Here is an 18,540-nt window from a genome sequence, read left to right as displayed (position 1 = left end):
GATGCGTATGCGCCCTGAAGGGGCGCGGAGCTGTGACGTGGTGCGGCACCACGGCGCCCCGTAAGGGGCGCGGGGAACTGCGCGACCAGCCCCCACCGGCCCGCAGTTGACGCGCTACCCCCAGGGGTCCGGGGCGCAGCCCCGGGTCCTTTGACTGCGGGCGCGTCGTGGCCGATCGCGCAGTTCCCCGCGCCCCCTAGGGGGCGCCCCCCGCATGCACGCGCAGCATCCCGGCAACGGTCCGCGCCCACGGAAACTCCTCCGCCCGCCTCCGCGCCGCCGCACGGCGAACCGGCTCCGGCCACCCCAGCACCGTGCGTACCCCCTCCGCCACCGCCCCCGGCGAGTCACCGACCGCCAACCCGGCCCCCGGCGCGAGGAGTTCGCGGGCCGCTCCCGCATCGGCGACCACGACCGGCGTGCCGCATGCGAGGGCCTCCAGCGCGGCCAACCCGAACGCCTCCACCGGGCACGGCACCAGGGCGACGTCCGCCCGCGCGAGCAGCCCCGCCACCGCGCCGCGGTCGGCCACATGACCGTGGAAGCGAACCGGCAGGCCCGCCGCCCGCCGCTGCAGCCGGGCCCGTTCCGGGCCGTCGCCCAGCACGTCCAGCCGCGCGTCGACGCCGCGCCGCCGCAGCACCCGCAGCGTTTCCAGCGGCAGCGCGGGGGACTTCTCCGCCGACAGCCGCCCCGCGAACACCAGTCGCACCCCCGCGCGTTGAGCGGCGCCGACGCCGGCGCCCGCGCGGGGCGGTGCGAAGACGCGCAGATCCACCCCCAGCGGGACCCGGTGCACGGCGGGCGCGTCCACCCGTGCGAACTCCGCGCAGGAGAAGGCGGATGCGGCGACCACCGCATCGAACCCGGCGGCCAGCCGCCGGTTCCACCCGTCGGCGAGCGGCGCCAGCGGCACCCACCCCGGCAGCCGGGGCGCCAGGATCGCATCGGCCCGCTCGTGCGAGAACAGCACCGACCGCACGCCGCGCGCCCGGGCCCACGCGGCGGTGTGCACCAGGGTGAGCTTGTCCGACACCTCCAGCGAATCCGGCGCCAGCCGCAGCAGCAGGCGGCGCAGGGTGCGTGGCGAGACCATCATCCGGTAGCCGCCGCCGACGGGCAGACCGGGCAGCGTCACCCGCAGCCCGTCGGCCCGGCTGCGCACGGCCGCGTACCGCCGCCCCGGCACCACGAGCACCCGCTCGTGCCCGGCGGCCGCGTATCCCCGGCCGAGCGCGTCGAGTGTGGTGCGCAGGCCGCCGGAGGAGGCGCCGTAGAAGTTGGCGATCTGCACGATCCGCATCCGCCTCACCCTCGCAGGGAGCGCACCAGCCCGGCGTACGTGCACGGCCGCGCACCCTCGGCAAGTGCCGTGTCGATCGCCTCCAGCGCACACGCACGCAGCCCGGGCCGGGCGAGGTCGGCGGGGTGCAGGGCGATCCGGAACGGTCTGCCGTGCCCCGCCCAGCGGCGGGCCGCGGCGCGCATCAGCCGGGCCCCGGCCCGCTCGCCGAGCCCGCCGGGCCGGTTGGACAGGGCGACCATCCCGTGCCGGGCCCCCGTCCGCAGGTCGTGCACGCCCAAGTGGCTGGTGGTGTACTCGAGTCCGAGCCGGCGCAGGGCGGCCACGGCACCGGGCGAGGCGAGCCAGCCCGGCGGGGTGAACCCTTCGGGGACGATCCCCACCGAGGCCAGTGCGGCCAACCCGCTCTCCAGCCGTCGCCGCGCGGCCTCCTCGTCCAGCGCACAGAACTCCGCGCAGCCGCGTGAGACCACGGCGTTCACCCAGCGGCGTGTCAACGGCCCGCCGGGGACGCCCTGATGGACGTATCCGTGCAGGGCCAGCTCGTGCCCCCGCCCGCGCGCCCGGTGCAGCCACTCGACCAGCTCGGGCGCGTCCGGCAGCCGGGCGCCGCGCCAACTGCCCGGTACGAGCAGCAGCGTGGCCGGCACGCCGCGCTCGTCCAGATCGTGCAGCCAGTGCCGGCTCTGCTCGAAGCTCCAGGGGGCGACATCGTGCACGGAGACGACGAAGGGCGCCCCCGGGCCGCCGCTGCCGCTCTGCGAGGCGTTCACCGGGCCAACTGCGCGAACACGCAAGCTCCTTTGCGCGGCGCGGTGCGCCGCCCGCTGTCACACACGCTTCACACTTTCCCCGCGCGTCGGCCGAGTACGCCGGGCCTCTCCCGGACGGGCAGGCTCACGGGAGCACACGGGACGGCGGAGCTGCGCGGCGCGCGCCTCCGGGCGGGGTCTGAGAGAGAGGCCCCTTTGCCGGGCCGGCCCCAGGTGACGTCGTCCCACCGCTCTTGTCCAGCGGTACAAGGCGGTACTTCTCGCAGCACGCGGCGCAGGCGTAGATTTTCCTTGCCACGTGATCGCCTTCGACGACGTCGATCACCGTGGCCCGGTGCGCGGGCTCCTTGCACCACGAACAGAACCCGCTCATCGCGTCCGCCCCTGGCGCGCCCGGGCCTTGCCGATGAGCAGGCGGATGTTCGCCGGGTCGCACAGCATGCACTCGTCGTCCGGGGCCGGCATCAGCCAGTAGGACCCGGGCGGTTCCCTGCGCGTGGGTACCGGAACCCCGACGTAGTTGATGGGGGACTCGATCCCGATGCACGGGATACCGGGCTCCGCCCAGTCTCGGGAGGCGCCCGGAGGTACGAGCACGCTGTACCGGGTCTGTGAGCGGGAGACGATGACGGCGCTGGTGAGACCGGCCGTCCGGAAGTGGTGGCGAATCGCATCCCGGTCGGTGATGCCGTCGATGCCCCTCTCCACGACGCTTGAGGGAAGGTGGACGACGTCGAAGTGCAGGCCGACCTTCAGAGTGGCGGGTGCTCCGCTCGTCCACGACTCGCGGGCATCGAGCGGACGCCGCTCCCGTGAGACGAGCCAGAGGGCTGCCGGGAGGTGAAGGTTGGGGTCCGTGGGGGTGTTCGGGTTGGGCATGCGGTTGCCTTCGTCGTGGGTTGGAGGGGCGTTGGGCTGCCGGGAGGTGCCTTGGGTACGAGAGGTAGCGAGCCGTCTCAGTGGCACGCGGGTGCCCCAGAGGGGGGGGCGGATCTCCCTGGTGGGTAGGCCCATGAGCCTGCCGTCTTCGCAGGCTGAACTCCATCCCCAGGCAACCCTCGGTCCGACCTCGGAATCTGCGGGACTTCCTCGGACCGTCCTCGGAATCACCTCGGATCTGCTAAAGCCCTTTCGTGTAGGGCAACTTAGGGACGCAGCCGTCTTACCGTCGGCGGAGGCGGACTGCTCCGAGAACGCGAAGGGGAGGCAACGTGAAGACGTTCTTCCGGTACCTGCTCGACGAGCAGAACCTCCAGGACCCCCGCGCGTTTCTGCCCCGCTTCAAACGGGCAGCCCAGGAAGTGGCCCGGATCGAGGGCAACGACAGCCTGGCGCGGCTGGAACCAGCAGTGAAGACCTTCCAAGGCTGGTACTACCAGGAGCGATTGCCGCAGCGGGACACCCGGCGCGTGCTGATCCACATGCTCGGGTACAGCATCGAACAGCTGTGGACCCACGTCCCCGACAGCGGGCCGGCATCGCGGCCCACACCGTTGTTCGCTGCACAAGCCGCCGGCGGCCGGGTCGAACACGGCGCGGTCTTGTACGAGATGAGAAGGACGGCAGAGGTGGCCGCAAAGCGCGCAGCAGACTTCGCCATAGGCGTGGAGCAGGGACAGTTCGGAGAGGAGACCCTTGGTCTGGTGGCAGACCGGGTGTCGGCGATCGTCGAGGAGTACCCGCGGGTGCCCCTCTCGTCGATCTGGGACGACCTGGTCGTGCTTCAGGACGACATCTTCACCCTTATCGACGATGGCCGGGCCCGGCCGGGGCAGCTGCGTGATCTCCACGTCCTGGCCGCGATCGTGTCGGTTCACCTGGGCAAGGGCTGCCACGACATGGGGGACGCCAAACTGGCCATGGTGCATGCCCGTGCCGCCGGTGTGTGTGCGGCTCAGGCCGATCACGCCGGCTTGACCGCGATGGCCTTCGGCCTGAAGTCGTTGATCTCCTACTGGTCCGGCCGCGGGAGCCAGGCGTTGGCCTACGCGAGGAAGGGCAGGGGAGCATGTCCCGGAGTACGGGGCACAGTCGGCGTGTGGCTGTCCGGCCTCGAAGCCCGTGCCGCGGCCCTGCTCGGTGACGGGGAGGCTGCTCGCATTGCGATGCAGCGCGCAGAAGACCAGCGTCGACGCGTCGAGCCCGACGACCTCGACGGCTTCGGCGGGCTGCTGACGTACCCCAGGAAGAAGGAGCTGTACTACGCGGTGGAGACCGAAGTCCTGCTGGGGAACAGTGACGCCCGGATCACCGCCTTGGCGGAAGAGGCTGTCGAGTCCTTCAGCGATCCCACCGCCCCCGACTGGGCCTTCGGCGACCAGGCCGGTGCCCAGTGCAATCTGGCCCTCATCCGGCTGCAGAACGGCGAGATCGACGGTGCCGCCGAGGCCATCCGTCCTGTTCTCGACCTCGCCCCCGCACAGCGCAACCGCGGGATCGTCGTCTCTGCGGCTCGCGTCGGCAGTGCCCTTCTCGACCCCGCACGCGACACGGTGTCGGCGCAGGAACTCCGGGCGGAAATCGAGGCGTACAGCCCCAGCCGGTTGGCTCTCCCCAGCTGAAAGCCACCGGTAGAGTCCACTGCCATGTATCCGGTCAGCCGCCACAGCCAGCGCCTGGGGCTCCGCGAACTCGCCACCGACGATGTGGACGCCGTCCTGGCGATCTATGGCAGCCGCGAGGCCACCGAGCATCTCTCGTTCGAGCCGCGCTCACGCGAGGACGTGGGACAGATCGTCGCCCGGTCGATGGCCTCGGCCATCGCATCCCCTCGAAGTGAGTACGCTCTCGCGGTCGTTGAACATGAGACCGGCGACCTTGTCGGCTTCGGCCGCCTGGCCACTGACCCCCACCAGCAGCGCGCGGCCACCCTCGGCTTCGCGCTGCACCCTCGTACCTGGGGTGCCGGCTACGGCCTGGAGACCGTTCACCTCCTGCTCGCCCTCGGCTTCGAGGACCTGGAACTGCACCGCATCTGGGGAGCCCGCTCGCCCCTCAACCACGCCTCGGCCAGGACGATGCACCGAGCCGGGATGGTGGAAGAGGGGCGCATCCGCGAACACGTTCTCAAGAACGGGAAATGGCGCGACTCGATCGTTCACGGCATCCTCAGCCACGAATGGGACGCCAAGTGACCTGGGCAGAGGGCCAGTAGCACGCCAAGGGACGTACAGCCACCGCAGGGGCATAGCACTCCGCCGGGGGATCGCACAGGTGCGGCTGGAGTGAAGCATCCCCTTGGTTCCACATTACACATCGGCTGGCTCGGCAAGCCCTCCAGTCCCAGCATGCCGAGCCGGAGAAACCTGACCTCATCACACCGAGACAGTGTTGAAGCGTTCAGTGAAGGGCGCCGGGCCAGGCCAGCAGTGATCAGCGTAGAGAAAGCCCCACTGGATCAGGGCGGTATGCGGGTGGTCTGGCGATTCCGGACATGCGTAGAGCTGCAGGTCGTAGCCTCCGGCGAGCTCGACCATGGCCGGGGCTGCCGGGTGAGGGTTGATGGTGGAGGGCGTGGCGTGGGTTTGCTCCTCATACGGGATCCAGCTGTGGGTGCTGGCGTCCCATTCGGTCGAGGCGATGGTCAGCAGGGGGTTCATGCCGGTATTGCAGGTGGGGCAGATGCGGGGAACGGGGTCGGCGAGGCCCCAGCGCGTCCAGCCGCCTACCTTCCAGCCGGGAGCGATGGGCAGCACGTTCTGGTAGAACTCCTCCGGGGCGGGCTCGTAGGAGCCGTCCGGAGCAACGTCGGTGGCGGACCACCAGAACAGTGCAGTCCTGGGCTTGGGCTCCGGGAGGTGGTCGAAGGGGCACCACAGCGCTTGCAGCAGATCCGTCTGCCCGGGCGGGAGCAGCAAGGGGATGTCGAGTACATAGAGCTGGGCGACGGGCAGCATGGCGACCGGGCTCTTGGGCCATGGGCGGCCGGTGTTGATCCGTTCGAGGATCGCCGCCTCCTCGGGCGTGAAGCGAGGGTGGCCCGGCGGTCGGCTTGCCACTGCCGCTCGGATGCGCCGCTGAAGTCGCACGTCCTGCGGGGATGTGGCGGGATACCCATCCGGTACGTGCGGGCCGTCGAAGTAGGGCCACGGCTCGTCGGTAGGCCACAGCAGCGGCCCGCCGACGGAGCTGTCGCGCGGCGACGGCGACCCGGGGCGTGGATACAACCGGGTCGTCGTGCGCACCAGCGGAGCCAAGTGAGGGAAGACAGCCGTGACGTCGACCGGCCGCGGCGGGGTGGTGAAACTCAACCTGGCTCCCGATGGCGCGAACTGGTTGATCAGTTACCGAGGTTGAGCAGCCCGGTGTTGCCCTGGGTGTTGGGGACGTAGTCGGCGGTGAACAGCAGCTCCCCCGTTCCGTCCGCCCGCTGAACCGCAGCGCTCATGAGGACGCCCGTGGGGATCGTGCTGTCGTCGTCCGTGTAGAGGGGCGTCACCTTGTAATGGACCGCGTCATCCGGCCCCAAGGCGCCCTCCTCATCCGCCGGCTTTTTAACCACCTTCTCCACCTTCATCTCGTTGGTCCGCATGCTCGGCGTCCCGGTGTTCATCCCTACCTGCCAGCAGGGGACGAGGTTGGCCAGTCCGCCGTCCGGTTTCCGTCCCTTCCCGCCGAGGTTGTTGGCGATCAGATGGCATCGGGCGAGCGAGGTTCCACGCGAGTACGTGTCGCGGAACTCCTTCGCGTCCAGCCAGCCGGTGACATTCTCGCCCTTCTCAGCTGTGCTGCCGTCGCCGAGGTTCTTCGTCAAGCAAGCCTCCGCCCCGGCTGCCCGATCACCCTTCGGGCCGGTCGGTTCGGACTTGTTGCGGAGCTTGATTTCCTTGGTGGTGTTCAGGATCCACCCGCCGCCGGAATTTGCCTGCATCATCTTCAGGCATGCGGCCTTCGGCCTGGTGAGGCGCTGCGTGTCCCATTCGACCCTGCTGAAGTAGCAGATTTCGCCGGTCGAGAGCACGACGCTGGACCGGGTGGAGTCGATCACGGCCTTGTAGGTTCCATCGTCCTGGTCTTTATCGCTCTCAAAACGACCTTCCCAGCTGTCGCTGAGGTCATGGGGGCCTTCGTAGCGGTACTCGTGGGAATAGCTCGGCCCCGTGATGGTGACGACCCAGGTGAAGCTAGTGGCTAGCCTGCCCTTGTCCAGATTGAACCCGGTCCGGATGGCGACCGGGTGTTTGTTGGATTTCAGCCCAAGCCTGACGTAAGGGTCGCCGCAAGGGATTTCGTCGGTGGCCTTGAAGTGGGCCTTGGCCTGCTGGGCGGCGCGGCGCATCACGAGGTCCTTGGTGGCCACCGGGATGGGAATGGTCTTGCCGTTGGCCAGTCGCACCGTGACGTTGCCCGCGTGGTCCGGGGTTCTGGTGACCAGCTCCGTCACCCGGATCGTGGTCATCTTGGACGTGCCGGTACGTTCCGCCGGGCCCTTCATGACCGTGCTTACGCGGTCGGCGGGATGTGCGGGCGCGGCGGCCGTTGCTGTGCCGCCACTGAAGGCAACAGCGGCGGCTGTCGCGGCCACCGTCGCTCCTGACAGGACCCGGCGCAGCCTGTTCGGCTTTCGGCCCCGCTCTCCGTGGTGGCGCTGTAAACCTGGTAAGGACATGTTCGTCCCCTCTCCTTGTTCTTCTGGTTGATTGCTCAGCACGGCGGCAGGCGAGCTTGTCCTGCCGTCCCGCTACGCGCCTGGTCTGCTCGAACGACGGCCGGCTCAGAGGTGAAGGCGATGGGTGACTCGCGCCACATGCTTCATAGGGCTGGTGCAGGTGTGCAATTCGCTGGGATGCCAGAACCCGTCGAAGGCACTCAAATTTGGACTGCGTACTTTGGCTGAATGCTGCAACCGCCTTGGCGGAAACCAGCCGGGTCGGCCGGAATCCCGCCCAGCAGAGACGGGAAACGGCATGCGGGTGAATGATCAGTACCGGTCCGAAATCGGTGGCCACGGGGGTGGAGGCAGAGGGTGCGCCATCAAGGAGTCTGCTGGGGCGGGACATTGCGGGCCATCATGCCTCCGCCCATGAAATTCCGATGAAACCGAGCCGGGTAAGAATGCCGAAAACCCATGCACGGGCGCCAGGTTTGGCGGGCCTGGCTGATTCCGGGATCGTCCCGTCGTCACTGGTGACGCTATGTTCGCCCCGCTTGGGCACCATCACTGACCGAATTCATCGGCAGGGTTCCGGTCTGCGATGCACCCGGGACCAGCCAGAGAAAGGGCATGATGAGTCACTTAAGATCGCCCGGCCGCTGGACCCGAGGGTTTGTCGCCCTCGCAGTGGCCGCCACGTCCATGCTCGCCGCCATGACTGCCGTGGCCGGTCCGGCCGTTGCGGCCGGTCATCCGAAGCCTGCCGCAGCGGCCGACACCCCGAAGCTCGGTGATGTCTGTACATCCGCTGACCTCGGCAAGCGGTATCCATTCATCAAGAGCGCACAGGTAGTGCCGACGATCACACACTTCAAGGGTTGGTACGTCACCGAGGGGTCGGCGACCAGCCAGACGGTCGAGACCAGCACGCAGGAAGTGGTCACGGTCCAGGTCGGCCTCTCGGTCAACATCCAGGGCAGCTTCCAGATCGGAGTGCTCGGTCAGGTGGGCGGAAGCCTGGGCCTGAACGTGCAGATGTCCTCCACCCACACCAGCAGCCAGTCCAAGTCCATCACCTGGGACTTCCGCAAGCCCGGCTATTACGCCCTCTACGAGGGAACCCGCAAGGTCACCGGCCAGTACGGCAGCCTCAACTGCAACCGCGTCGACCAGGGCAACGGCGCCTTCGCCACCAAGTGGATCGCAGGCCCCGACAGCGGTAGCTACACGACCTTCACCACGCTCGAGGAAGGCGCGGTCCGGTGCGAGGACGCCGTGCCCGGCAACAGCATCATGAAGAGGGCGCAGGACCTGCTCGGCTGCGGCACCGCGGCCGCCCGGGCAGCCGCCCACGCACCGGCGGCGAAGGCGGCCTCCGCGCCGGCGGCGAAGGCGAAGAAGGCGAAGGACCCGGTCGACTGGCCCTCCGGCCCCGCCGTGCCCCCGGGTTTCACCTGCGACAAGGACTACTACAAGATCGCCACGCCTGACCGCTCCCTGTTCTGGACAGCGCCCGACTTCCTCGGAGGCGACAACGTCCAACTGCGGGCTGCGCCCAGTGGGTTCGGCAACCCGGACCAGTGGCAGGTGTGCCGCGGCCCGGAGAACGGCGGCATCGCCGAGGACATCTTCATCAACCGCTCCAGCAACAAGTGCCTGGCCGTCGCCGAGAGCACCGCGGCCGACGAAGGAGCCCCGCTGCAGCAAGCCGACTGCAAGACGGACGACCTCCAACGCTTCTACGTCTACCGGGACGTTCCCGGCTCGGACAAGATCGGCGTCCAGAACAAGTTCACCGGATACATGGTCGGACACGAGCGCAACGCCGAAGGCCAGCCCCTGCGCCAGTACAGCATGGGCAAGCCCGACGGCACCGGGACCTACGTCCTGATCAATGCCGGGGGCAGCGGGGACTGTTTCCCCTTCTGCTCTGCGACTTCGTGACGAGACTTCGGGAGTGCTGAAGCTTCCTCGCCTCGTCCGACCGGCACGAATCCGTCGGCATGACCCGCCGCGTCAAGACCCGACCTCCGTCGTCCCCGGCAGCAACCTCAACGCCCGCAGCGCAACCGCCAAGTCCGCGACCGCGCGCGGGTCCTGGAGGGAGCGGCCCGTCAGTTCCTCCAGTCGGCGCAGGCGGTAGCGGACCGTGTTGCGGTGGCAGTACAGCTGCTCCGCCGCCCCGGCCGCGGAGCCGCCCGCCGCGTACCACTGCTCCAACGTGTCGACCAGCCGGGCCCGTTCGTCGGGCGGCAGTTCCAGGACCCGGGCGAGGGCCGTCCGCGCGATGCGGACGGCCTCGTCCGGGGAGGCCGCCACCAGCAGCGCCACCGGGCTGTCGTCGAAGCGGGCGACGCCCGCCGGGCGGCCGCGCAGGCCGGCCAGCGCGAGGCGCGCGTGGCGCAGGGCGCGCGGGGTGCCCTGGAGGGTGCGGTACGGAGGGCTGACGCCCACCCGGCAGCCGGCCGTCTTCTCCAGCAGCCGCAGCACCGTCCGTTCGCCCGCCGGGCCGTGGGCCGCGACCACGCCGGCCTGCAGATCGGGCAGCAGCCGCCAGGCCGAGCGCGTCCGTTCGGTCAGCAACCGGGCCTCGATGCCGGGCAGTGCCTCCCGGCCCGGCGCGGGCACCTCGGCCGCCACCACCACGTACGGCCCCTCGGTCGGCAGACCGAGCCGGTCGGCGGCCTCCCAGAGCGTCGTGTGGTCGGTGAACATCCCGGTGAAGAGGGCCTCGACGAGCGCGGAGCGCTCCCGCTCGTGCCGGAGCGCCAGTTGGGCGGCCGCCTCCCGGTAGGCGTCGCCGGCCGCCGCCGCGAGGCCCTGGTTCACCCACCAGCCGGCCAGGGCCACGATCGTGTCCGCGCTGACCCCCTCGGCGGCACCCGCCGCCGCGGCCAGTTCCGTCCACAGGAATTCGGAGCCGACGCGGTAGGCGTGCAGCAACTCGGCCAGCGGCGTGCCCATATGGGCCGCCTCGCGGCCCGTGTCCTGCGCCTGGGCCATGCCCGGCGTGCAGCCCTCGGCGAGGTGCCCGAAGACCAGCTCGGCGTTGCGCCGGCACGAGTCGCCCAGCAGCGCGGAGGAGACGCGTTCCTCGCTGGCGTAGTAGGCCACTTCGGTCCGTATGCGTTTGGCCATGCGTTCGCCCAGTTCCTGCGCGCGTTGCAGCAGCAGGGCCGCCACGGGGGCGACTTCGGCGGGAGGGGACGGCGGACGGCTCATGTACCGCAGGTTACCGAGCAGTTAGGACGGTGTGTCGAGGGACAAAGCACCTCCGTGTTTGCTGTGTGCCGGCACATGGCCGACGCCGTGGAGGGCGGCGACGATACCGGGAACGTTACCGGCCGGTTTCGAAAGTGTTCCCTCACCCCCTCTGCCCCTTCACGGGAGGAACCGTGTCCAGAGCCGTCAGCGCGACCGCCGCCTGTGCTCTCCTCGCCGCATCCCTCGCCACCGTCGCCGCCCCCGCGCACGCCGCGGACGGCGGCGCGATCCCGGCCGGTACGTACGTGGCCCTCGGAGACTCCTACGCCGCCGGGGCCGGAGTCCCCGCACAGTCGGCGGGCCTGTGCATGCGCTCCTCCCGCAACTACGGGCACGTGGTGGCGGAGACCCTCCAACGCGAGGCCGCCTTGTCCTCGTACAAGGACGTGACCTGTGCCGCCGCGAAGGTGGACGCGCTCACCGCCACCCAGACCGACGTCGGCATACCGGTCAACGGGCCCCAGCTCGACGCCGTCACCCCGGGCACCGGCCTGGTCACCCTCACCATCGGCGGCAACAACCTCGGCACCTCGGCCCTCGGCTTCGTCGACGTCGTGGCCACCTGCGCCGCCCTCGCCGTGACCAACCCGTTCGGCGCCCCCTGCCGCGACCACTACGGGGACACGCTCGGCAACCGCCTCGACGCCGCCGCGCCGCAACTGGCCGACGCGCTCCGGCGGATCCATGCGAAGGCGCCGCGGGCCAAGGTGCTGGTCGCCGGCTACCCGGCGGTGCTGCCCGACGACCCGAAGAAGTGTCTGTTCAAGATGCCGGCCACCACCGGCGATCTCGCCTACCTGCGCTCCGTCATCGGCAAGCTCAACGACATGGTCTCGACGACCGCCGCCGCGAACGGCGCGACGTACGTCGACACGTTCAACGCGACGAAGGGTCATGACGCCTGCTCCTCGGACCGCTGGATCGAGGGGATCCTGCCCGTCAAGCCGGCCCTGTCGCTGCACCCCAACGCCACCGGTGAACGGGTCATGGCCGACGCGGTGTTGAAGGCGCTGCACGGCTGAGACGACTCCTGTATGCGTGCCGCCCGGCCGGGATTCGGCCGGGCGGCACCGCTATTCCCTTATTCCCTTGATCTTCGGGCGGGGGGCGGTGCACACTCATGACGGTGACGCGAGACGCAACGTCTCGCTTCATTAAGTCGTCCGCCCGAAAGGAGACCAACTCCTCATGTCCCGTGTCTGGTTCATCACCGGCGCCACCCGCGGCCTCGGCCGCGCCTTCACACAAGCCGCCCTCGACGCGGGCGACCGCGTCGTCGGCGCCGCCCGCAGCATCGAACTCCTCGACGACCTCGTCGCCGCCCACCCGGGCCGGCTCGTCACCGTGCGCGTCGACGTCACCGACCGGGCCGCCGTCTTCACGGCCGTCGAGCAGGCCGTCGCGGCGTTCGGCCGGCTCGACATCGTCGTCAACAACGCGGGAACCATCGCCGCCGGCGCCGTCGAGGAATTCTCGGAGGCCGAGGCGCGGGCCCATATGGACGTCAACTTCTTCGGCCCGCTGTGGGTGAGCCAGGCCGTGCTGCCGCAGTTGCGCGCCCAGGGGTCCGGTCACCTCGTCCAGATATCCAGCATCGGCGGCGTCGCGGCCCACGCGTCCTCGGGGATGTACAACGCCGGCAAGTGGGCGCTGGAGGGGATGAGCGAGGCGCTGGCCATGGAGGCCGCCCGCTTCGGGGTCAGGACCACCATCGTCGAACCCGGCGGCTACTGGACCGACCTGTGGAACAACATGACGACCGCAGCCCCGATGGAGGCCTACGCATCCATGCGCGCCGAGCTGGCGGAGCAGTACGCCGAGGGCTCGGTCGACAGCGAACCGCGGCTCGCCGCCGAGGCGTTGCTGAAGCTGGTGAACAGCGACGAGCCGCCGCTCCGGCTGATCCTCGGCAGTGCCGTGTTCGACGGGGCGCTGGAGATCTACCGCGACCGGATGGCGACGTGGCGGAAGTGGGAGGACGTCAGCCGCGCCGCCGAGTGCGCTGTTCCGCAGCCCTGACGGCGGGTCTCACCAGCGGTGCTCACCAGCGGTGCGCCGTGAAGTCCACGGGCCGGGGCCGGAGTGCGCGCGTGCGTTCCGCCAGCCGCGCGAGCCGTTCGCCCATGTCGTCGGCGGACAGCCGCATGCGGTCCCCGTGGCCCGGCAGCAGCCATGCGAAGCGCAGGTGGCCTGCCGTACGGGCGAGGGAGGCCGCCAACTCGTCGACGGAGTACCAGACGACGTTCTCCGCGATCTCGATGTCCCCGGTCATACGGGACCAGTAGAAGCTGCCACCGCTGAAGCAGTACAGGTCGTCGGCGACGTAGAGGACGCTGCCGCGCGTGTGACCCGGCAGCGGGTGGGCGACCACGCCCTCCGCAACCTCGGTGGGCCGCTGTCCGCACAGGACACGGTCGGCGTCCGGGGCGGCGTCGAGATCGCCCTCGTGGATCCACAGCCGCGCACCGAAGCGGTCGGCGTAGCGGCGCCCGTGGGTGGCATGGTCGCGGTGGGTGAGGAGCACGTCGGTGACCGGTCCGGCCGCCGCCTCGTAGCGGTCGGCCAGCGCCGGGCTCCAGCGCGGTGTGTCGATCATCATGGCCGTGCCCGAAGGGCGGCGCAGGAGATAGGAGTTGGCGCCGGCGGTCCGGAGGGAGTTGTGGCCGCAGAGGTGCACGTGCTCGTCCAGGGCGAGCGGGAACGGGTCGAGGGCGGGGTCGAGCTGTTGCGTGGGGTGGCGGATCGACCGGGTGGGGCAGGCGTGGGCGGCCGCGTGCAGCTGCTGCAACTCGGCGGCGTTGCGCGGCTGGTGGCGTACGGCCGAGCGGCCGTCGGTCTCCACGATCAGGCTGGGGGCGAGCTGCCGGGCGACGTCGCAGTTCATGCAGCGGTCGTCGACGTACCAGCCGGACTCGGTTTCTTGTCCAGGGTCTTCGGTCATGCGGGTCATGGCTTCAGGAGTACCTCCGGCGGCGCGGAAACCGGAAGGGGGTCCCGATCTTGTTTTCCGGGCCGTCCGTGTCTCTCTCCGATCCCGGCAACGGCCCTTACTGTACAGGTGTACAGTAAGCCTCCCAAGGCGCGGGCTCGAGGCGCGGAATCCTCCCCTTCAAGGCATCGTGAACCCATGACCAAGATCAAGGCCATTGCTTTCGGCACCTACGGATCCGCCGATGTGCTGCACCCCGTCGAGATCGATCTGCCCGTTCCGGGGCCGGGGCAGGTGCGGATCGCCGTGCGCTCCGCCGGGGTCAATCCGATCGACCACAAGATCCGCAGCGGAGACATGGCCGCGCTCGTCCAGGTCGAGTTCCCCTGCGTCCCCGGCCGGGAGGCCTCCGGCGTGGTGGAGGCGGTCGGCGACGGCGTCACCGGGGTGCAGGCGGGGGACGCCGTGCTCGGCCCCACGGTCACCGGCGCGTACGCCGAGCGCGCCCTGGCGGACGCGAGCCGGCTGGTCGCCAAGCCCGTCTCGATGCCGTGGGAGGAGGCCGCCGCGCTGCCGGTGGCGGCCGAGACGGCCTGGCGGGCCCTGGAGCTGCTGGAACTCCGCGAGGGCGAGACCCTGCTGGTCCATGGCGCGGCCGGGGGTGTGGGGACGATGGCCGTACAGTTCGCGCGGGCCCGCGACATCCATGTCATCGGCACCGCGAGCGAGGCCAACCACGCCTACCTGCGCGGGCTCGGCGCCCACCCGGTCGTCTACGGCGAGGGCCTCGCCGACCGGGTCCGCGAGCTGGCCCCCGACGGGGTGCACGCGGCCCTGGACGCGGCGGGCAAGGGCGACGCGGTGGGCGTCTCGGTCGAGCTGACGGGCGGCCCCGACCGTGTCGTGACGATCGCCGACAGTCAGGGCGCCCTGCGCCACGGCGTCCGCTTCTCCTCCGGCGCCGAACCGGGCGCGTCCCGCACGGTGCCCGCCCTCACGGCGGCCCTCGGCCTGTTCGAGTCGGGCATCCTGCAGCTGCCGATCCACCGCCTCTACCCGCTGTCGGAGGCGGCGGAGGCCCAGCGGGAGAGCGAGCGGGGGCACCTGACCGGGAAGATCGTGCTGGCGGTGGTGTGAAGCGGAACGGTACGGAAGTACCGTTCCCGGGGATTGTGTGTCACCCCTCCACATCCGACTCCGTGAACAGGAAGATCCCTCCGAGGATCAGCACGGCCCCGAAGCACTGCCAGCGGTTGACGCTCTCGCCCAGCAGCAGGGTGGCGGCCAGCAGGCCGAACAACGGGATGATGTTGAGGACGACGCCCGCGGCCGACACCGAGACGCGCGTGATCGCGTGGTTGAACAGCAGGAAGGCCGCCGCCAGGCCCCCGCCGCAGACGACCACGACCACGAACCAGTGCCCCGGCCGGGCCGTCGCCGCGCCGTCGCCGCCGTCCGTCGCCCACTGCCAGGCCAGCAGCGGCAGGGTGAACAGGAAGCCGAACGTGAACTGATAGGCCGTCACCACCAGTGGTTCCAGGTCGAGTACGGCCCGTCCCGCGACGATGGTGGAGGTTGCCGCGGCCAGCGAGCCGAGGAGGACCATCAGGTCCCCCGGTGTCAGCCCGAGCGTCGCGTGCGCGCCGCTGAGCAGTGCCACGCCGGCCGTGGCCAGCAGCACGCCCGTGATGCCGCGGACCGTGGGGAGGCGCCGGCTGACGATCGCCGCCAGCGCCACCACGAAGCAGGACTCGGTCCCGGACAGCAGGGCGCCCTGGGTCGCCTCGATGTGCACCAGGCCCATGCTGATCGCGGCATAGCCCAGCATGGGCTCGAGCAGCCCCAGCACGGCCAGCAGCCTCAACTGGGCGCGGTTCGGCCGCCGATGGCCCTTGTTCAGCAGGACGGCCCACAGCAGGGCGGTGGCGGCGGCAAGGGAGACGCCGAGGACGGTCATCACGGGGAGGCCGGACAGCGAGTACTTCTCGGCCGTGGTCCACACGCCCCAGAGGACCGAGGCGATGGTCAGCGGCAGAATTCCGCCGCGCTGGCGGGTGACGACGTTCATGCGGAGGCCGTTCTGGTCGGGGAGCGCCGGCGGTCGCGGTGCCTGCCGGGCAGCAATGATCACGGGGCGGCGGCCGGTGCGTCCATGCGCAATTCGGTCATGTGGCGCCGGCTGCGGGGTGGTTGGGCGGGTCACCCGGGGCCGGAGCCGGGGCCGAGGCCCAGCAGCGCCTCCGTCTCCCGTTCGGCCGCCGCGACGGACGCGGCGTCCCGGCCCACCACCAGGTAGCGCCACTTCCCGTCGGTCTCCCGGGTGTCCGCCGTGAGGACGGTCCGGGCCGCGGCGGACGGGTCGGCGAGGCCCGCGGCCTCGATGCGGCGCAGCGCTTCGGCGAAATCGGGGCCCGGCCCGCCGGGCCGGCTGTCCGCCCGCCAGTGCACGGGCGCGTCACCGGGCCGCAGCCGGCGCGCCAGCTTCTCCAGGAACGTGCCGCCCGTGACGCGCACATTGGCCTCGGTGACCACGTAACCGCCGTCGTACGTGCCGCAGTCGACGTCGAAGATGCCGCGGTAGCCCCGGGCGTGCAGCCATTCCCCGATGAGCAGGGCGGCCTTGCGCAGTTCACCGTGCCAGGGGCCCTCGGCGGCGGGGGCCACCATGCCCGTCCACGCGTTGTCCACCGTCCGCTGGTCGCAGCTGTAGTACTCGGTGACACCGGCGTCCTCGCAGAGCATCTCCATGCTCGGGGAGGCGGTGAGGGGGAGGTACTCCTCGTACGTCCAGCCGCAGGCGGGGTCGGGCCCGTCGCCGAGGGCCTCCTGGACGCGCCGGGCCCGGGACTCCCGTGCGCCGGCCTCGATCACCAGATTGCCGAAGCCGGTCGAGGACCGGTCGGTCTTGACGATCACGGCGGGGCGGTCGGAGAGGAACGCGGCCAGTTTCCCGGCGAGTTCGGCCCGGGTGGCGGCGAAACCACCGTCCGCGACCGGCAGTCCGAGGCCCGCCACCGTCTCCCGGATGCCGCTCTTGGTGTTGACGCGGCGGACGGTCTCCAGAACGGAGTCGTCGGGGTGGGCGGAGTACGGGTACAACTGCACGCCGGTCCGGCGGGCGAACTCCAGGACCGGGCGGTCCAGGGCGAAGGGTTCCAGCATGGGCCGATCGGCGAGGCGGCCGGTCGCGCCGAGCGCGCCGGCGACGTCGAGGGCGTGGACGGTGGCGGTCCCGGCAGGGGCGACGATGTCGACCTGTGCCACGTCGAGACCGACGGTGTGCGCCACGTACTCGCGGAAGTGCGGCGGGCACGGCGCCAGCATCACCACGCAGTCGCCCGGCTCGGCTTCCCACAGCATGCGGGGCGTGGGCAGCGCCATCGCCCGCAGATAGCGGTCCGTGGGGTTCTCGGCCATGGTGTCGCTGTTGATGTTCGCCAGGATCGTGCGGCTGGGCCTGCTGGTTGCATTGCTGCTCATCCGGCCTGTCCTCCGGCCTGTCCTTCAGCCTGACCTTCGGTCTGACCTCCGGCGGGCTTCGGCGGGTACACGTGCTCCTCGCCCCACGGGTCGGTGACCCGGGCGGCGTCGTCCGCCAGGTACACCGGCCCGATGGGCACCTTGCCGTGCCCGCCGGGGATGTCCAGGACGTACGTGGGCTGGCACATGCCGGACACCCTGCCGCGCAGGCGCCGCATCAGCTCCTGCCCCTCGCCGATGGTGGTCCTGAAGTGGCCGGTTCCCTTGGCCAGATCGCCGTGGTGCAGGTAGTACGGCTTGACGCGGTTCACGATCAGCGTGCGGAACAGCTCCTCCAGCGCCTCGGGGGTGTCGTTCACCCCCTTGAGCAGCACGGTCTGGCTGACGAGCGGGATGCCGGCGTCCACGAGCCGGGCGAGCGCCGCGCGGGCGTCGTCGCCGATCTCCTGACTGTGGTTGGTGTGGACGACGACCCACACCGGCGTCGTGAGCCGGAGCGCGTCGACCAGATCCGCCGTCACCCGGTGCGGGTCCACCACCGGTACCCGGGTGTGGAAGCGGATGACCTTCACGTGCTCGATGGCATCGAGCGCCTCCAGCATGGGGCGCAGCTTCACGGGCGCGATGATGAGCGGGTCGCCGCCCGTGAAGATGACCTCCCACACCTCGGGGTGCGCGCGGATGTAGTCGAGGGCCGCCTCCAGGTGGGCGTCCCGGAGCATCTGGTCACCGGGGCCGACGACTTCGCGCCGGAAGCAGAAGCGGCAGTAGACGGGGCAGACGTGCACCGGCTTGAACAGCACCCGGTCCGGGTAGCGGTGGGTGATGCCCTTCACGGGGGTGAAGGGGTCGTCGCCGATGGGGTCGTCGCTCTCCTCCGGGGTGACGAGCAGTTCTTGCCCGGTGGGGACGAACTGCCGGCCCACCGGATCGTCCGTCTCGAAGATGCGGTCCTGCATGGCCGGCGTGATGCTCACGGCATAGCGCCGGGCGACATCGGCGATCTCCGGCAGGTCGGCCTCGTCGATCAGTTTGTTGGCCAGCAGGTCTTTCGGCGTGCGGACGGATCGGCCAGTCACGTGTCAGTACCTCTCCCGTCGGCGCCATTGCCCAGGGGCAAGGGCGGCCTGAATGGATCGAGGGCGCAGAAATCTCCGTCCCGGCCGGTGCAGCGGAAATCCGGGGCGGTGCGGGGCTG

16 protein-coding genes are annotated in these 18,540 nt (G+C 70.6%); 6 read left to right on the top strand and 10 right to left on the bottom strand.

From position 1 onward, the window contains the following. Positions 1–196 precede the first annotated feature (196 nt). From HG542_RS08490 to HG542_RS08480, 3 genes are all read right to left on the bottom strand, one after another. Positions 197–1,303, bottom strand: coding sequence for a glycosyltransferase (locus HG542_RS08490; protein ID WP_171079478.1), 1,107 nt, complete (start codon positions 1,301–1,303; stop codon positions 197–199). Positions 1,304–1,308: 5 nt separating this feature from the next. Then, positions 1,309–2,076: a DUF2334 domain-containing protein gene (locus HG542_RS08485; RefSeq protein WP_171079477.1), complete on the bottom strand. Its 768-nt coding sequence runs from the start codon at positions 2,074–2,076 to the stop codon at positions 1,309–1,311. 369 nt (positions 2,077–2,445) lie between these two features. Beyond that, positions 2,446–2,955: a hypothetical protein gene (locus HG542_RS08480; protein WP_171079476.1), complete on the bottom strand. Its 510-nt coding sequence runs from the start codon at positions 2,953–2,955 to the stop codon at positions 2,446–2,448. Between the two features lie 332 nt (positions 2,956–3,287). Between HG542_RS08480 and HG542_RS08475 the strand changes: the two genes are divergently transcribed. Continuing rightward, positions 3,288–4,637 carry an NsdA family TPR-like regulatory protein gene (locus HG542_RS08475; RefSeq protein WP_229922446.1) on the top strand — a complete coding sequence of 450 codons (1,350 nt, stop codon included), beginning with the start codon at positions 3,288–3,290 and terminating at the stop codon, positions 4,635–4,637. A 24-nt stretch (positions 4,638–4,661) separates the two neighbouring features. Beyond that, positions 4,662–5,210, top strand: a complete 549-nt coding sequence (locus HG542_RS08470) for a GNAT family N-acetyltransferase (RefSeq protein ID WP_171079475.1) — start codon at positions 4,662–4,664, stop codon at positions 5,208–5,210. Positions 5,211–5,390: 180 nt separating this feature from the next. Here the strand turns inward: HG542_RS08470 and HG542_RS08465 are convergent, their stop codons facing one another. Continuing rightward, positions 5,391–6,326: a hypothetical protein gene (locus HG542_RS08465; protein WP_229922447.1), complete on the bottom strand. Its 936-nt coding sequence runs from the start codon at positions 6,324–6,326 to the stop codon at positions 5,391–5,393. Between the two features lie 29 nt (positions 6,327–6,355). Further along, positions 6,356–7,600, bottom strand: a complete 1,245-nt coding sequence (locus tag HG542_RS35935; RefSeq protein ID WP_171079474.1) for a DNA/RNA non-specific endonuclease — start codon at positions 7,598–7,600, stop codon at positions 6,356–6,358. A 702-nt stretch (positions 7,601–8,302) separates the two neighbouring features. Here HG542_RS35935 and HG542_RS08455 point away from each other — a divergent pair. Further along, positions 8,303–9,613, top strand: coding sequence for an RICIN domain-containing protein (locus tag HG542_RS08455; RefSeq protein WP_171079473.1), 1,311 nt, complete (start codon positions 8,303–8,305; stop codon positions 9,611–9,613). A 72-nt stretch (positions 9,614–9,685) separates the two neighbouring features. On the opposite strand, the gene HG542_RS08450 is transcribed toward HG542_RS08455, so the two are convergent. Further along, positions 9,686–10,891, bottom strand: a complete 1,206-nt coding sequence (locus HG542_RS08450) for a PucR family transcriptional regulator (protein WP_171079472.1) — start codon at positions 10,889–10,891, stop codon at positions 9,686–9,688. A gap of 173 nt (positions 10,892–11,064) precedes the next feature. Between HG542_RS08450 and HG542_RS08445 the strand changes: the two genes are divergently transcribed. Beyond that, the gene (locus HG542_RS08445; protein WP_229922448.1) at positions 11,065–11,955 is read left to right on the top strand and encodes an SGNH/GDSL hydrolase family protein; all 891 of its coding nucleotides are present in this window, start codon (positions 11,065–11,067) and stop codon (positions 11,953–11,955) included. Between the two features lie 166 nt (positions 11,956–12,121). Next, on the top strand, positions 12,122–12,952 hold the full coding sequence (locus HG542_RS08440) for an SDR family oxidoreductase (RefSeq protein ID WP_171079470.1): 831 nt from the start codon (positions 12,122–12,124) through the stop codon (positions 12,950–12,952). A 22-nt stretch (positions 12,953–12,974) separates the two neighbouring features. On the opposite strand, the gene HG542_RS08435 is transcribed toward HG542_RS08440, so the two are convergent. Beyond that, positions 12,975–13,874 (bottom strand): 4Fe-4S domain-containing protein, encoded by a 900-nt coding sequence (locus HG542_RS08435; RefSeq protein WP_171079469.1) that lies wholly within the window; start codon positions 13,872–13,874, stop codon positions 12,975–12,977. Between the two features lie 195 nt (positions 13,875–14,069). On the opposite strand from HG542_RS08435, the gene HG542_RS08430 reads away from it, so the two are divergent. Further along, positions 14,070–14,999: an NADP-dependent oxidoreductase gene (locus HG542_RS08430; protein WP_229922491.1), complete on the top strand. Its 930-nt coding sequence runs from the start codon at positions 14,070–14,072 to the stop codon at positions 14,997–14,999. A 40-nt stretch (positions 15,000–15,039) separates the two neighbouring features. Here the strand turns inward: HG542_RS08430 and HG542_RS08425 are convergent, their stop codons facing one another. From HG542_RS08425 to HG542_RS08415, 3 genes are all read right to left on the bottom strand, one after another. Next, positions 15,040–15,930, bottom strand: coding sequence for a DMT family transporter (locus tag HG542_RS08425; protein ID WP_171079467.1), 891 nt, complete (start codon positions 15,928–15,930; stop codon positions 15,040–15,042). Between the two features lie 131 nt (positions 15,931–16,061). Beyond that, on the bottom strand, positions 16,062–17,342 hold the full coding sequence (locus HG542_RS08420; RefSeq protein WP_171079466.1) for a preATP grasp domain-containing protein: 1,281 nt from the start codon (positions 17,340–17,342) through the stop codon (positions 16,062–16,064). Next, positions 17,339–18,421, bottom strand: coding sequence for a lysine-2,3-aminomutase-like protein (locus HG542_RS08415; RefSeq protein ID WP_171079465.1), 1,083 nt, complete (start codon positions 18,419–18,421; stop codon positions 17,339–17,341). The genes HG542_RS08420 and HG542_RS08415 overlap by 4 nt, the downstream gene beginning before the upstream one ends. Between the last annotated feature and the right edge of the window lie 119 nt (positions 18,422–18,540).

This window comes from Streptomyces morookaense (assembly GCF_013030945.1).
GTDB classification, from domain to species: domain Bacteria; phylum Actinomycetota; class Actinomycetes; order Streptomycetales; family Streptomycetaceae; genus Streptomyces; species Streptomyces morookaensis.
The sequence above is the reverse complement of the archived record's forward strand: the minus strand, read 5'-3'. Positions and strand labels throughout refer to the sequence as shown.

Coding starts and splice junctions, on each gene's coding strand:
- HG542_RS08470 (WP_171079475.1), top strand. CDS start 4,662: ATGTATCCGGTCAGCCGCCACAGCCAGCGCCTGGGGCTCCGCGAACTC.
- HG542_RS08440 (WP_171079470.1), top strand. CDS start 12,122: ATGTCCCGTGTCTGGTTCATCACCGGCGCCACCCGCGGCCTCGGCCGC.
- HG542_RS08425 (WP_171079467.1), bottom strand. CDS start 15,930: ATGAACGTCGTCACCCGCCAGCGCGGCGGAATTCTGCCGCTGACCATC.
- HG542_RS08435 (WP_171079469.1), bottom strand. CDS start 13,874: ATGACCGAAGACCCTGGACAAGAAACCGAGTCCGGCTGGTACGTCGAC.
- HG542_RS08450 (WP_171079472.1), bottom strand. CDS start 10,891: ATGAGCCGTCCGCCGTCCCCTCCCGCCGAAGTCGCCCCCGTGGCGGCC.
- HG542_RS08420 (WP_171079466.1), bottom strand. CDS start 17,342: ATGAGCAGCAATGCAACCAGCAGGCCCAGCCGCACGATCCTGGCGAAC.
- HG542_RS08490 (WP_171079478.1), bottom strand. CDS start 1,303: ATGCGGATCGTGCAGATCGCCAACTTCTACGGCGCCTCCTCCGGCGGC.
- HG542_RS08455 (WP_171079473.1), top strand. CDS start 8,303: ATGAGTCACTTAAGATCGCCCGGCCGCTGGACCCGAGGGTTTGTCGCC.
- HG542_RS08480 (WP_171079476.1), bottom strand. CDS start 2,955: ATGCCCAACCCGAACACCCCCACGGACCCCAACCTTCACCTCCCGGCA.